Below are 14468 nucleotides of genomic sequence, written 5' to 3' on the forward strand. Positions count from 1 at the left end.
ACACCGATTCCGAATAAGGGACATTTTTTTTGCTTGATTTTTTTACGTATTCCGGGAGTGGTTTTGTTGTCGCAATAAAAATCATTTAGGAGATATACCAAATGAAGAAGAATGTTCTCGTTCTAACGCTCGCAATGGTTCTTGCCTTTGCGTTCAGCTTCTCGTTCGTAGGCTGCAAGAAGGAAGAAGCGCCCGCTCCCGCCGTTACCGAAGAAGTTAAAGACGAAGCGGCCGCTCCTGCCGAAGTAAAGAAGTAATTTTTTCTTTATTCCGGAAGAAAGGGGGTGTTCATCGGACGCCCCCTTTTTTTCTTAATTTCCATACAAAAAGCTTGTTAATTCACCGGGTTGATATAATCTTAAACACGCCTGCCCTCATGGATATTTTACCGAAGTGTTGAGCACACGCATCGGTAGCTTTACGGAGCAGCCAGAAAATGGATGGAAACCCCAATCGCGCCGCGGTAACCGAAGAGGCGGTAACGCTTCTTGCGCATGAAAACATCATCTCGGCCCTTAAAAACTCGGCCGCCGCAACCCCGGAGAAGGAAATCGCCGTGGAATTTATCAATTCCTACGTTGAATTCATCAAGGAAATCGTCGGCCACGACATTAAACGGGGAACCCTCAGGGGGGATTTCGAACTGCGCGATCTGGTCGCCCACATCAACTCGATGATGCAGCAGAAGGATGAATACGTCTACACCACCATGGTAATGCAGTGCCCCCTGCATTACAAGGCCGTCCACAAGCACCTTACGCATCCCGCAGGGGACTGAAATATTTTTAAAGTTTCGGCACGCCTTCCGCGGATAATGTCAACTCGAAGTTTTCCGGATCGTCGTTCATCGCGTATACAAGCAGCAGCGACGAGCCCTGATAGTTCTTCTCGAATCCGCGGTCGGACTGCGATACCGTATATATCGGATACCGCACCAGCCTAAAAACGCGCGATGATCCGACCGAGACCCTGATATCTGAATAGCGGTCTACGAGCGCGAACGAATCGACGCCCTCCGTCAGGCCCGCCGTGTCGAGAAAGGATTCCCCCCTTGCCAGTCCGGGTATTTCATAAAAACGGTCTTCATCATGCGCCGCGAGCAGGTTTATGTTCAGCTCGACCCCGAAAAGCGTTCCGGCGGCGCCGGCCACGGAATATCCCGCTTTTACGCCCGTGAGCGCCGCGCTGAACGAGTAACGCTTGCGGATGACGATCGACCGCCCGTCAAAACAAACCTCGCGCTGCAGCGGCACCTGGATATCCCTGGCCTTTTTCTCGACGGTGTACGAGTACGGCAGGCCTCCGCACTCAACCATATCCGCCCGCCCGGACATGAGGTCTTCCGCGGACGGGAGCACGCGCAGAAAAAGGTCTTTAAACGAATACCGCCTGCATGCGTCGTACACCAGTCGGTCTTTAAGCCCCTTTTCCCTGACCACGACCATGTCGTGGATCGACTTTACGTCGCCGCTCTGTTCCTCGTCTTCGTTAAAGTGTCTCAGGGTTTCGTGGTACGCTTCATGGCGGCGCGGTATAACCGCCAGGATATCGAAGCGTCTGGAATACACGCCCAATTCAGCGATGGCGCCGCCGTGGGCGGGAGCGATGAGCGCCGCCATATCATTTCCGCGCAACAGCACCTGGTTCCGCCCTTCGTTCCATATGTCTCTGTCGATCACTTCGACGCCCTTGCGCCCGAGCGCTTTGATATACCGCTCTTCGGCCGCGAGGACATTGTGATGAAGCGCATGACGCAGGCTTGAAAGATATATGCCCCCGAAAAGGCCGTGCCAGTAGGCGCAGTTACACTCGCTTTTATAAAGATCCCTTTTCGCATCATCGAGCACAATTCGTTTTTCGCGCTCCAGCGCCCGTATCTCGCCGCTCAGGAGAAGGGTACGCTTGTTGAGCGCGTTGGATTCGGGATACTTATTCAGAAAATTATTCCATACCCCTCCCTTCAGGAATGGGTAAAAATCCTTCTCCCGGTCCCAGCCCTTTATCTCCTTGTGCAGGTCGATCAGCCGGGACGCGACCGGCGAAGGGAGCGCCCATTCGGACAGCTCGTAATAACTGCCCTGGGTGAGATACACCCGTCCGAGGGGAGCGTTCTCCCGAACGTATTCGGAAGGAAGGGTCATATCTATCCAGTCCTCCCGGAGCACCGCTTCAACGAAATTTATCAGCCACTTCTCCTCGAACACCCACTTGAATGTGCCCGGCCACATGCCGAATTTTTCGCCGTCGTCGCCGTACAGGAAGGCGCATTCACCGCGACGGTCGGCCACCGATTTGAAGTAATCGACGGTCTCGGCCGGAAGCCTGAACGGAATGGAGTACCGGAGGAAACGGTCGATCGGAAATACCTTGAGCTGCCGGTCGAGCCGTTCGGTGATGTAATAGCCGTACAGCTCGTCCTCTTCGATCCCCGCGTAGCGAAAGTGATTGTCGTCGAGGATGGTGTAATCGACCCCCAGGTCCGACACAAGTCGCGGTATCTCCGGATCCCATACGCGCTCCGCAGTCCAGAAACCTTTAGGCTTGGCGCCGAAACGCTTCTCGCAGTACTTCTGCATCATCGTGATCTGCCCGCGGATGTCGTCCTCGGAAATTATTGAAAAAATCGGCTCGTAGAAACCGCCGCCGATTATCTCCACCTGGCCCCGATCGCGCATCCCGGAGAGTGTCTCCATGTACTCGGGATGTCGCTCCTCTATCCATTCCAGGAGCGGGCCGGAGTGATGTACGGCGAATCTGAACTCAGGATATTCCTTCAGCACCCGAAGCGTCTTATCATAGCAATCCCGGAACCCCCATTCGAAGACATGGTCGAAATTTCCGACCGGCTGATGGTTGTGGAGGCAGAAAATAAACCTGCATTTTGTCATGGCTTCCTGTGGGTCGATGGTGGATTCAGAAAATAAAACGCTTGGGGATGACCACTATTCCGTCGCTCGTTACGGTGAAACGCGCGGCATCGCGCTCGAGGTCGTAGCCTATCGATTCGTTAGCCGGTATCTCGACATACTTGTCGACGATCGCCCGCCTGATCCTGGCATGTCTTCCTATTTTAACTCCGTTCATGATGATAGAGTCCAGTATCTCGGCGTAACTGTTCACCTTCACTCCGGGGGATACCACCGATCGGTAAACGCGGGAGCCGCTGATGATCGCCCCGTGGGATATAATCGAATCCACCGCCATCCCCCGGCGGTCGTCGGCGTCGAACAGCAGCTTCGCCGGAGGATACTGCTCCAGGTTCGAGCGGATCGTCCATGTACGGTCGTACATGTTGAGCTGCGGGCTTATGGCGATGAGGTCCATGTTGGCGTCGAAAAACGAATTAAGGGTCCCTATATCTCTCCAGTATGCGCGATCGTCCTCATACTTCACATAATCGTAGGCGACCACCCGCTCGCTGCCGTAGATGCGCGGAATGATGTCCTTGCCGAAATCGTTATCGCCCTCAAGGCGATGGTTTTCCGAGAGGTACTGCACCAGCTTTTCGGTCTTGAAAACGTAGATCCCCATCGAAACGAAGGACGAATCGTCCCTGCCGGGGATGGACTTCGGTTTTTCAGGCTTCTCGCTGAAGCCGGTGACGCGGCTCGCCGCATCGACCTCGAGAACGCCGAAGCGCGCGGCCTCCGCCACCGGCGTCTCGATCGCCGCGATCGTCATGTCCGCGTCCCTCTCGACGTGGTAGCGTATCATTTTACGATAATCCATTTTATAAACATGGTCCCCAGAAAGTATCAGGACGTATTCGGGACGCTCCATCTCTATGATGTAGATGTTCTGAAAAATCGCGTCGGCGGTGCCCCTGTACCAGTTATTGTCGATGCGCTGCTGCGGCGGCACCACGTCGATGAAGCTGCCGAGCTCGCGGGGGAAGAGGTTCCAGGCAGTTTTGATATGACGGTCGAGCGAGAGCGATTTATACTGCGTGAGAACGATGATCCTCGTCAAATCGGAGTTCAGGCAGTTGGAGAGGGAGAAATCGATAATGCGGTAAATGCCTCCGAAAGGTACCGCCGGCTTGGAGCGGTCCTTCGTCAGCGGGTAGAGGCGTTCCCCCTGACCTCCGGAGAGCAGAAAAACGAGCGTGCGCTTGAGATATTCATTATCCATTATTTCGATTTACTGGTAAGTATCTCCTGGATCTTGCCCTTCAGCTCGTCAAGATTCGACGACTTCGTGATATAGGCGTCGGCGGTCCACGTCATGAAGTTGCTCTTGTAATTCGAATACGCCGTGTAGATGATGATGGGTATCTTTTTATCGCGCGACAGGATTTTCCCGAGCGCCTCGATACCGTCCATCTCCGGCATGCGGATGTCCAGCACCACGAGGTCGTACTTATTGGCCTTCACCTTGTCGACAGCCTCTCTCCCGTTGGCCGCTTGGTCAACCTCGTATCCTTCGTCCTGAAGCTCCATCGTGTAGAGTTCCCGCTGATGTTGTTCGTCTTCAACGACCAGTATTTTTCTCATACTCTCCCCCCGAAAGATCAAAAATCTTTCCATGCAACGGACGCTTTCAGACTACAATCCGAATCGGCATAATTCAACCATTTTTTATTGCCCCGGCGGCCGTGTCAGTACGGCCGTTAAGTTTTCAGGGGTTTTCCTGCCGCGCGTGTGGGGGGCCACTGCCTGAACTAAGGGATTTCTTCTTTATGGCGCCTGTATATTCAACCTCCGATCATTTTCTTTGCGGTCTCGACGGCCTCCTTGAGCGCCCTTGGCAATCCATCTGGCGATTTCCCGCCCGCCTGGGCCATATCTTTTCTTCCGCCACCGCCTCCGCCGACCAGCGGCGACGCCTTTTTAATGATGGCGCCGCAGTCGACTCCCGTTGCAACAGCCGCGGAGGTGGCGGCGCATAAAAGTATCGCCCTGCCTTCGTGCTCCGAGCCGAGGCAAACGACGGAATTTTGTAATTTTGAGCGTACCAGGTCGGCGGTCCTTCGCAATTCGTCGATGTCCGGTCCTTTTAACTGATACTGCACCACGGAGGTATCTTTCACAACAACAGCCCCCGTCAGTATATCATCGAAGTTCGACGCAAGGCTTTCGGTCTTCATCTTCTCAAGTTGCTTTTCGAGCGAGCGCGCGCGCTCCAGCGCGTCGTGGACCTTTCTGGGGATATCCTGCTCGGTCGCGTTGAGCTCCGCCGCGATTGAGGAGAGTATCTCCGACTGAGTTCCGAATCTCTCGAGGACCCCACGAAGCGTGACGGCCTCGATGCGCCGCATCCCCGCTCCGGGCGAGGCCTCGCGCAATATCTTGAAGACGCCGAGCTTTCCGGTATTGTCCGCGTGCGTGCCGCCGCACAGCTCCATACTGAAGCCCTTCACGCTCACAACGCGCACCACATCCTCATACTTCTCGTCGAAGACCGCCATGGCCCCCATCTTCACCGCCTCGTCGAGCGGACGAACCGACGTTTCGACCGGCCGCCATGCCCAGATCACATCGTTGACGATGCGCTCGATCTCGGCGATTTCCGCAGCGTCGAGGGCCCTGAAGTGGGTGAAGTCGAAGCGCATGCGCTCGGGCTCCACGAGCGAACCGGTCTGGTGCACGTGGGCACCGAGCACTTTTCGGAGCGCCGCCTGCAGCAGGTGCGTGGCCGTGTGGTTCGCCCGGGTCAGGTTGCGGCGCAGGAGGTCGATTTCCATGGTCACCCTGTCCCCGACGGCGAACGCGCCCTGTATCACTTCGCCGAGATGGATGATCGTACCGTTCAGTTTTTTGGTGTCGTCCACCCTGAAGACCGCCCCGTTATAGCCGGTGATCGCCCCACGGTCCCCGGTCTGGCCTCCCGATTCGCCGTAAAAGGTGCTTTCCCTCGCCACAAGGAATCCCCTCTCGCCGGTGTCGAGCTTTTTAACCGCGCCGCATACACCGGCAAGAGCGAGAATCTCCGAACTCGTTACATTCTCGTCGTATCCCAGGAAACCGCTGGGGCCGGCATCGGCCGAGAGCGCCTCCAGTATCTTCTCGCTGCCGGCCTCGCCGCTCTTCCAGCTTTGCTTGCCGCGCTCGCGCTGTTTCTCCATCTCGCGGTCGAACTCCCCGGTGTCTACGACGATTCCGTTTTCTCCGGCCATCTCAACCGTCATCTCGAGCGGAAAGCCGAACGTATCGTACAGCATAAAGGCATCCTTGCCCGAAAGAGTATTCCCGCCATCGCTCTTCGCCGCTTTAATCGCCTCCTCAAGGCGATCCATCCCGTTTTCCAGGGTTTCGAGAAAGCGCTTCTCCTCGCCCTCGAGCACGTTTTTGACGTTGGGCGCACCCGAAACAATTTCAGGATAATACGGGCCCATCTTTTCAACCAGGGGGTCGATCATTTTATACAGAAAGGGCCCGGTTATGCCGATCTGCCGGGCGAAACGAAGGGCCCGGCGCAGGATTCTTCGAAGCACGTAGCCGCGTCCCTCATTGGAGGGATACGCTCCGTCGGAGATGGCGAAAGTGAGCGCCCTGGCGTGCTCAACCAGCACGTTCACGGGGGCGACGATATCGCCCTCGTATTGCACCGTCGCCTCGCGGCACACGAAATCCACCATTCCGCGCAGCTCGTCGGTCCCGTATATGGAATCGACGTTCTGTACCAGGGTGGCAAGGCGCTCAAGACCCATGCCGGTGTCGATACCGGGGCGGGGCAGCGGCGTCTGCTTGCCGGTTTTATCCTGGTAAAACTGATTGAAAACGAGGTTCCAGAATTCCAGGAAACGCTCGCAGTCGCAGCCAGGCCTGCAGTCGGCGGAACCGCACCCGAACGCCGGCCCCCTGTCGAGATACAGTTCGGAACAGGGCCCGCACGCTCCCGAATCGCCCGCCGGCCCCCAGAAGTTGTCCTCACGCCCCAGGCGCACGATCTTGCGTTCATGCACGCCGATGTGGCGATGCCATATATCGAATGCCTCGTCATCGCTCTCGAAGATCGATATCCAGACGTCCTCCACGGGAAATCCGACCACCTTTGTGGAGTACTCCCACGCGTATTCGATGGCCTCCTTCTTGAAATAATCGCCGAACGAGAAATTCCCGAGCATCTCGAAAAAAGTACAATGGCGCTTGGTCTTGCCCACCCGCTCCAGATCGCTGGTTCGGAAGCACTTCTGAACGGTCGCCGCCCTGGTGTAATCGAGCCTGACCGTGCCGGCGAACATGGATTTGAACTGCACCATGCCGGCCGTCGTGAAAAGCAGCGTCGGATCGTCCTTCGGAACGAGGGAACTCGACGGAATTATCCTGTGCTCACGCTCCCTGAAAAAATTCGTGAAGGATTCACGCAGATCTTTAACCCTGAGCATCGCCAACCTCTCGCGCAGACGCCTTTACGCCGGCATGGTATCTTCACCGGAGAGCCGCCCGACGACTCTCCGTATTTCGTCACTCTCGAATCCCCTCTGCCTGAGAAAAAAAACCAGTTTGCGCACGCTGTCTTTTCCCCCCTTCAGGCGCTCGAACTTCTCCGCGGCTAGTCGGTACAGTTCATCCTGATCGACCAGTTCGGCGCCGTACTCGGCGATCGCCCTTTTTGCGATATCGCCGGGCACTCCCTTTCGAAACAGCTCGGAGAGAAGCCTGTTTTTCCCTACCGCCCTGCGCCCCCGCTTCCTGCGGACATGGTCCATGGCGTAGGCGTAATCATCCAGATAGCCGCGCTCCAGGAGCCTGGCGACCGCCTCCCTTACGCCGTCCTTCGAGAAGCCCTTCCCGTTAAGATAGCGTTCGAGTTCGAACACCGACCTGCTTCGCAGTGAAAGATAGTAAAGAGCCCTGCGATAGCAGGAGAAACGATCCGACTCTTCCTTTAGCCGCCCGTATTCGTCATGGTCAATTACTTTTCCCGTGGCGAGCGCATATATTTTCACTCCCTCGTGCGGAAGCAAGAGCGATTCCCCCGTGGACAGCGCAACGAGGGCGTGGTTCTCCCTGAACTGTATTCCCGTTATTTCGATCATAAGCCGGCCGACATTCCATTGCCGATTACGCATACCCCGAATGGATGCTCCAATTCCGTCCAACCTTCGTAACAAAATAAAAAGAGGATGCCCCCGCCCGGGAAACACCCTCCTTTTTCCGATCCCGCCGAAAAGCGCGTGCTTTAACGTTTCGAGAACTGGAAACGCTTGCGCGCCTTTTTCCGGCCGTATTTTTTTCGCTCGACCGCGCGCGAATCGCGCGTGAGAAAACCGGCTTCGCGAAGCTGCTTCTTGTTTCGCTCGTCGACAATGTTGAGACAGCGCGCGATACCCAGCCGAACAGCCCCAGCCTGTCCCGACCATCCGCCGCCGTCAACGCGCGCGAATACGTCGAACGCTGTCACCTGGCTTAAAAGCTCAAGCGGCTGACGGACGATGAGCTCGAGCGTTTTTCTGCGGAAATACCTGGCTATGTCCTGATCGTTGATATGGATTCTGCCGGAACCGGGCTTCAAATATACCCGCGCTACCGACGCCTTTCTTCTTCCGGTCGCGTAATACTGCTCCGCCATTGATATTCTCCTTGAATATGCGATAAATTGCTTAGCCTACGGCCAACACTTCCGGCATCTGGGCCTGGTGCGGATGCTCCGCTCCGGCGTACACCTTGAGGTTGCCCCCGATCTTTTTGCCCAGCCTGCTCTTGGGAAGCATACCCTTAACGGCCGTTTCGATAACGAACTCGGGCTTTTCCCTCATGATCTTCCTGATGTTGGTGAACCTTTCGCCACCGGGATATTTGCTGTGCGAGAAATACTCCTTTTCCTCGGACTTGCGTCCGGTAAGCAGCACCTTCTCGGCGTTGATAACGATCACGTTATCGCCCATGTCCAGATGCGGGGTGAAGCCCGGTTTCTTTTTGCCCCTGAGTATCGACGCGATCTCGGTGGCGAGCCTTCCAAGTACCTTGCCCTCGGCATCGACGATGTACCACTTCTTGTCGATCTCCGAGGCCTTCATGGAATACGTCTTCTGTCGTATGATCATTATATCCTCACCACTATACCCGAAGCGCCTCTGCCTTCAGGCCGGAATTCATTCATTGTTATGATGGTAACCGCCGATTGGGGCTCAAACAGTTAGAGCGCAACGCTATTATCGCGGCGTTATTTTGTCAATAAAAATAGGAAAATTAATCCCCGTCATGCGGGGAGTGAATTAATTTTCGGGGAAAAAGAGTATTAATTTTTATCGGGATATAGTAGGTATCCTCCAACGAAAGGAGGAGGTACCGATGGAAATACCGAAAGAAATCATAGAAAAGCTTGCGGATGAAGTGATTAAAGAACTGGAGGAAAACGCGAGGAAAGCGGGGAAAGATATAACCTTTGAGGATATGGAAGAAGCGATGTTGTTATGCCGACAAAGGATAGGGAACTGCATGATGCAGGCGGCGACCGATAAAGTGGTTTCAGGTACAAAGGAGCAAAAAAAAACTGCCCACAATGCGGCGGCAGGCCCGAAGAAAAAGGATACGAAAAGAAAACGGTAATGGGGTTAATAGGCAGGGTACACCTATTTCGACTACGGTGCCGCTGCGAGAAGTGTGGAACCGAGTATTACCCACTGGATGAAAAGTTGGGACTGAGCCGGAGCAAAGCGAGCATGCATCTGGCGAAGGCGATAACGTGGCTTTCGGTGTTCATGCCCTTCAATGAGGTGAAGAAGATTTTAAGTGGATTACTTGGGGTAACTGTGAGCGCTACCTTTATCGAACAGGTGGCGGTTCGTGTGGGTGATACGCTCTGGGAGAAGGCGGAAAAGGAATCCCGGCGGCCCTATGCCATCGAAGAACGGGAGAAGGATGTTGACCTTCTCTATATCTGTCCGGATGGTGCGATGGTTCCTTTGGTGGGGGATGGGAAGGTCGAATATAAGGAAAACAAGCTTGGTATAGTGTTCAATAACAAGGATTTGGTGCAGAAAACCGATAAAAAGGGGAAAATGACCACCCGGATTATGGGTAAAAGACTCGTAAGCAGCCTGGCGGAGGGTGTTGAGCCGTTTAAAAGGATGCTTTTTGCGGCAGCGGTTAAAAAAGGATTCCATTTGGCAAGGACAGTCATTTTTCTGAGTGATGGAGCGGTGTGGCTGGGAAAATGCAAAGAAGAATTGTTCCCGAACGCGGTGAGAATATTGGATTGGTATCATGCACTTGAGCATTTATGGGAAACCGCACGGTCGTTATTCGGGGAAAAGAACGAGGCGAAATGCCGGGCGTGGGCCGAGCCGTTGAAGGAACTTTTATGGATGGGCAAAGTGGATGAGGTGATTCGTTTTCTTGAAAATGAGATCCACAATCGAACAAAGAGCCAGCAACCGCTAATCGAATTGCGAGGGTATTATCATTCAAATCGCGCCTGTATGAAATATGATGAGTACAGGGAGAAGGGATGGTACATCGGCAGCGGCCCTGTTGAAAGCGCCAATAACTACATCGTAAATCATCGTTTGAAACGGAGTGGAATGAAATGGTCAAAAATATGCGCCAATGCGATACTATGGGCGCGCTGCAAGTATTGTGAAAACGATTGGGATAATTTCTGGAAGAATATATCCCTCTCGGAGTATTTAAATAGAATCCCTAGTTATGGAGAACAAGCGGCTTAACCAAGGGCGAGAAGTACCCGGAATTTAATTCACTCCCGTCATGCGGGGCGGCAAATTATTATTTACTTATCGCCGGCGACAATTCCCTATATCAACAGAGCGAAGGACCGACCGGCGTTTGCGGGAGTGAATTTGCACTGGGGCTGTCGTAAAACCGGAAATCCGGCGATTTTCGGAATTTTGCGGCACCCTGTCGTCGAAGGGTACCAAACCGGGGGTTACACCGCATGGACAAGGTTAAGGAATTGATCACCGAAAAGGCGAGAGACGGAAAAATCAACTGCAAGGATGCGCTCGGCATCGCCGAGGAGCTCGAAATCAGCGCCGCGATCGTCGGCAAAACCGCCGACGAAATGAAGATCAAGATCAAGGGATGTCAACTGGGCTGCTTCAAGTAGGTTTACCATAAACGTCAGGCCAGCCGGACGGTACGCACGCCAATACCCGCCCGGCTCACTATCACAATAACGGAGACACTATCGTGAAAAAAAAGATACTGTCGGCTGCCGCGGCGCTCGCGGTCATTATTGTCGCCATCTGCCTCGTTCGGGCGGCGCTGTTCAAATCGAAGCAGATTGCTGTCGAACCCGCCGTCGTCTCCGGCATCAACCAGCGCGCGATCGCCGAAAACCTGTCCAAAGCGATACAATTGAGGACTGTTTCGCACCAGGACCCTGCCAAGTTTGACGGCACGACATTTCTCACCTTTCATCGTCTGCTTGAAAGGACGTTTCCACGCGCGCATAAAAGCCTCACAAGGGAAACCATAAGCAAGTACAGCCTTCTCTATACCTGGAAAGGGACCGATCCGAAACGCAAGCCCATCCTTCTCCTCGGCCACATCGACGTGGTCCCGGTTGAAAGCGGCACGGAGAAGGACTGGACCCACCCGCCGTTTTCGGGCGCCATTGCCGACGGTTACATCTGGGGCCGCGGGGCGCTTGATATAAAGCTCAATGTAATGGGAACACTTGAGGCGGTTGAATACCTGCTTGCTTCCGGATTCAAGCCGCAGCAGACCATCTTCCTCGCCTTCGGCCATGACGAAGAGGTCCATGGACTCAACGGCGCGAAGAAAATCTCGGCGCTGCTTAAAGAGCGCGGCGTCTCGCTGGATTACACGCTCGATGAAGGCGGTTTCGTCGTGGAAGGGGTCATCGCGGGCCTTGCAGCGCCCGCAGCGCTGATCGGCATAGCGGAAAAAGGATACCTGAGCCTTGAGTTCAGCGTGGAAGGAGAGGGCGGCCACTCGTCGATGCCCCCGCGACAGACGACGGCGGGCATACTCTGCGCGACCATCGCGAAGCTCGAAAAAAACCAGTTCCCGACCCGGATCGAGGGCGCCGCGCTCCAGATGTTTCGTTACCTTGGACCCGAGATGTCGTTCGCGAACAGGCTGATACTGGGCAACATGTGGCTCCTCGGCGGCGTGCTGAAATCCCAGCTTCTCAAATCCCCAACGATGGCGGCCGCGATACGGACGACCACCGCCCCCACGATGCTACAGGGAAGCGTGAAGGAAAATATACTGCCCATAAAAGCGACCGCGGTCGTCAATTATCGGCTGCTGCCGGGCGACACCATTGAGAGCTCAATTAAACGGGTTGAGAATATAATCGACGACAATCGCGTAAAAATACGCGCACTCGACGAAGGAAGCGATCCATCGCCCGTATCGGATACGGGAAGCGCCTCGTTCGCCATGCTCCAGAAAACGATACACCAGATGTTCCCCGGCGCGATCGTCTCGCCTTATCTGGTGCTTGGTGCGACAGACTCCCGATATTACACGGGATTGAGCGGCAATGTATATCGATTCACACCATTATCGATTAAAAACGAGGACCTCAAGCGGATACACGGCACCAACGAGCGCATCTCCGTGGCTAACTACGAACAGGCGGTCAGATTTTTCATTCAGCTCATAAAGAATTCGGGGGGGCGGATGATACCCTCATCGTAAATCGGAAGGAGCCCAGGAAACGACTTCCGGAGCGATGTAGACGGAGAACCGCCGCGCTGAGGGTCGTCGCCCTCACCCTCTACTACGCCTGCCGCGAGCCGCGCCTCCTCGGCGCCGCCCCGGTCATTGTCGCCCGCTGGGTGGCGCTTTTAACGGCGGCCGCCTGTATTCTCCGCACGCAGGTGATCTCGGCCGAGATTCCCGTTTAAAAGTTTGTTGACGCTTGTACGGCCCGGGCCATACAAGCAGAGGATGCGCCGCCTGCGGCGCGCACTGTCCAGATTTCCGGCAAAGAGGTTGTCCATGTCAGCGTACAGAGTTCTGATACTCGCCGCCATAGTCGCCGCATCCCTTCTTCCCGCGGGTTGCGGGGATAACGGGCGGAACGAAAAATCGCGCCCCGAAAGGATATCGGAATATGCCGTGGTGGTAAGCGACAATACCGCCCTTCGTATCGACCCCATGATCTATTCCGCCCGTATAACCCTCATGAGGAAGGGGACCCGCCTGGCTGTTCTGGATCAGTCAAAAGAAAAAAGCTGGGTCGGGAAGGACCACGGTTTCTGGTACAAGGTCCGCCTCGAAAACGGCCTGACGGGCTGGGCTTACGGATCGACTATCAGGATATTCGCAGGATCACAATCCGGATCGATCGACGGCTATGTTTCCAACCTGCGCGAGCACGAGGAGGAGACACTTCGGAAGGACCTTTCGGGGAAATGGTGGAGCGTAAATAAAAGCGGTGACTTTACCAACCTCTGCGTGGAGATTTATGAAAACGGAAAATACAAGTCCTATGCCCGTGGCGGAAAAGAGATAGAAGGAGAATACAACTTCAACTTCAATGACGAAACGATAGTTTTTCTGAGCGGAACATCATTCGGACAAAACCTGAAATACGTCAACCGGGGAAACATGTACCATCTTGAAACCAGGGATGGAAAATACGATATCCGTTTCAAAAAAATAACCGAGGGGATGGCCGAGCCGCCGCCCGAAGATGAAGCGGAGGCCGCAAGTCCCCCGGTCCCGCCGAAGGAGGAGGATGGCAAAGCTTCGAATTAACCGGTTTCTCGCCGATTGCGGACTGGGATCGCGTCGAAAGGTCGAGCAGCTGGTGGCCGAGGGCCGGGTGCGGGTCAACGGACAGGTGACAACCGACCTGTCCCGGCTGGTCGACGGCGAATCAGACGAGGTACGCCTCGACGGTCGAACGCTCGCCGCCGAAACGCGTTTGTTTTACCTCATGTTGAATAAGCCGAAAGGATATATTACGACCGCTGAAGATATTCAAAACCGCGCAATCGTGCTTGACCTCATCCCCGGACACTTCCGTGAAAAAGGCGTGATGCCCGTAGGAAGGCTCGATCGCGACACCGAGGGGCTTCTTCTGCTTACCAATGACGGCGACCTCGCGTTCAGGCTCACCCATCCCCGGTACGAGATACCCAAAGAGTATATCATAGACCTCGACCGCCCGCTCAACGACCGGGACCATGCGCGCCTGGAGAAAGGGGTTCGTCTTAAGGAGTACAAGACCAACCCGGCCCTGGTAAGCCCTGTTTCCGAATCGGGCGACACGATCAAGATGATCATCACCGAGGGAAAGAAGCGGCAGATACGCGTATCCCTTGCGACGCTCGGCTACAGGGTCAAAAGACTTCGGCGGGTCGCCTTCGGTCCCGTCAGGCTTACGGGCGTCAACGCACGATCATACCGCGCCCTGAGACCCGCCGAGGTCAAGGCGCTTAAAAAATCCGTGGGGCTTCAACCCGGCGCCGCCAATTTTTCTTTAAAATAATCAGTCCTCCCCGTCGAAAAGTACAACAAAGCCATACAAACGCGGCGAATGCTCATGCGCCCCCGGCTGTGCCGTCCTCACCGGCGGCATAT

At 55.1% G+C, this 14468-nt stretch carries 14 protein-coding genes and 1 pseudogene; 8 read left to right on the top strand and 7 right to left on the bottom strand.

Going from position 1 to position 14468, the window contains the following annotated elements; translation table 11 throughout:
* Positions 1–101 precede the first annotated feature (101 nt).
* Positions 102–257, top strand: coding sequence for a hypothetical protein (locus VLM75_13465; GenBank protein ID HSV97924.1), 156 nt, complete (start codon positions 102–104; stop codon positions 255–257).
* Between the two features lie 179 nt (positions 258–436).
* A complete protein-coding gene (locus tag VLM75_13470) occupies positions 437–778 on the top strand; it encodes a hypothetical protein (protein ID HSV97925.1) in 342 nt (113 codons plus the stop codon).
* 7 nt (positions 779–785) lie between these two features.
* On the opposite strand, the gene VLM75_13475 is transcribed toward VLM75_13470, so the two are convergent.
* The 7 genes from VLM75_13475 to rplM all read right to left on the bottom strand — a co-directional run bounded on the left by VLM75_13475 (position 786) and on the right by rplM (position 8989).
* Complete coding sequence (locus VLM75_13475; protein ID HSV97926.1) at positions 786–2888, bottom strand: alpha-amylase/4-alpha-glucanotransferase domain-containing protein; 2103 nt, start codon at positions 2886–2888, stop codon at positions 786–788.
* Positions 2889–2913: 25 nt separating this feature from the next.
* Positions 2914–4131: a glucose-1-phosphate adenylyltransferase gene (gene glgC / locus VLM75_13480; GenBank protein HSV97927.1), complete on the bottom strand. Its 1218-nt coding sequence runs from the start codon at positions 4129–4131 to the stop codon at positions 2914–2916.
* Complete coding sequence (locus VLM75_13485; protein HSV97928.1) at positions 4131–4493, bottom strand: response regulator; 363 nt, start codon at positions 4491–4493, stop codon at positions 4131–4133. Before VLM75_13485 ends, glgC begins: the two co-directional genes overlap by 1 nt.
* Before the next feature lie 200 nt (positions 4494–4693).
* Positions 4694–7327 (bottom strand): alanine--tRNA ligase, encoded by a 2634-nt coding sequence (alaS, locus tag VLM75_13490; GenBank protein HSV97929.1) that lies wholly within the window; start codon positions 7325–7327, stop codon positions 4694–4696.
* Between the two features lie 24 nt (positions 7328–7351).
* A complete protein-coding gene (locus VLM75_13495) occupies positions 7352–8014 on the bottom strand; it encodes a regulatory protein RecX (protein HSV97930.1) in 663 nt (220 codons plus the stop codon).
* A 110-nt stretch (positions 8015–8124) separates the two neighbouring features.
* Positions 8125–8514, bottom strand: a complete 390-nt coding sequence (gene rpsI, locus VLM75_13500; protein HSV97931.1) for a 30S ribosomal protein S9 — start codon at positions 8512–8514, stop codon at positions 8125–8127.
* 31 nt (positions 8515–8545) lie between these two features.
* Positions 8546–8989 carry a 50S ribosomal protein L13 gene (rplM, locus tag VLM75_13505; protein HSV97932.1) on the bottom strand — a complete coding sequence of 148 codons (444 nt, stop codon included), beginning with the start codon at positions 8987–8989 and terminating at the stop codon, positions 8546–8548.
* Between the two features lie 247 nt (positions 8990–9236).
* Between rplM and VLM75_13510 the strand changes: the two genes are divergently transcribed.
* The 6 genes and pseudogenes from VLM75_13510 (at position 9237) to VLM75_13535 (ending at position 14376) form a co-directional block, all read left to right on the top strand.
* A complete protein-coding gene (locus VLM75_13510) occupies positions 9237–9494 on the top strand; it encodes a hypothetical protein (GenBank protein ID HSV97933.1) in 258 nt (85 codons plus the stop codon).
* Positions 9479–10612: pseudogene (locus VLM75_13515) on the top strand (ISKra4 family transposase). The gene VLM75_13510 and the pseudogene VLM75_13515 overlap by 16 nt, the downstream one beginning before the upstream one ends.
* 227 nt (positions 10613–10839) lie before the next feature.
* Entirely contained in the window at positions 10840–11010 is a 171-nt protein-coding gene (locus VLM75_13520; protein ID HSV97934.1) for a hypothetical protein, read from the top strand.
* A gap of 83 nt (positions 11011–11093) precedes the next feature.
* On the top strand, positions 11094–12575 hold the full coding sequence (locus VLM75_13525) for a M20 family peptidase (GenBank protein ID HSV97935.1): 1482 nt from the start codon (positions 11094–11096) through the stop codon (positions 12573–12575).
* Positions 12576–12878: 303 nt separating this feature from the next.
* Entirely contained in the window at positions 12879–13640 is a 762-nt protein-coding gene (locus VLM75_13530; protein HSV97936.1) for an SH3 domain-containing protein, read from the top strand.
* Complete coding sequence (locus tag VLM75_13535; GenBank protein ID HSV97937.1) at positions 13621–14376, top strand: pseudouridine synthase; 756 nt, start codon at positions 13621–13623, stop codon at positions 14374–14376. The genes VLM75_13530 and VLM75_13535 overlap by 20 nt, the downstream gene beginning before the upstream one ends.
* Positions 14377–14468 lie beyond the last annotated feature (92 nt).

It is taken from the genome of Spirochaetota bacterium, assembly GCA_035477215.1.
Classification (GTDB): Bacteria; Spirochaetota; UBA4802; order UBA4802; family UBA5368; genus MVZN01.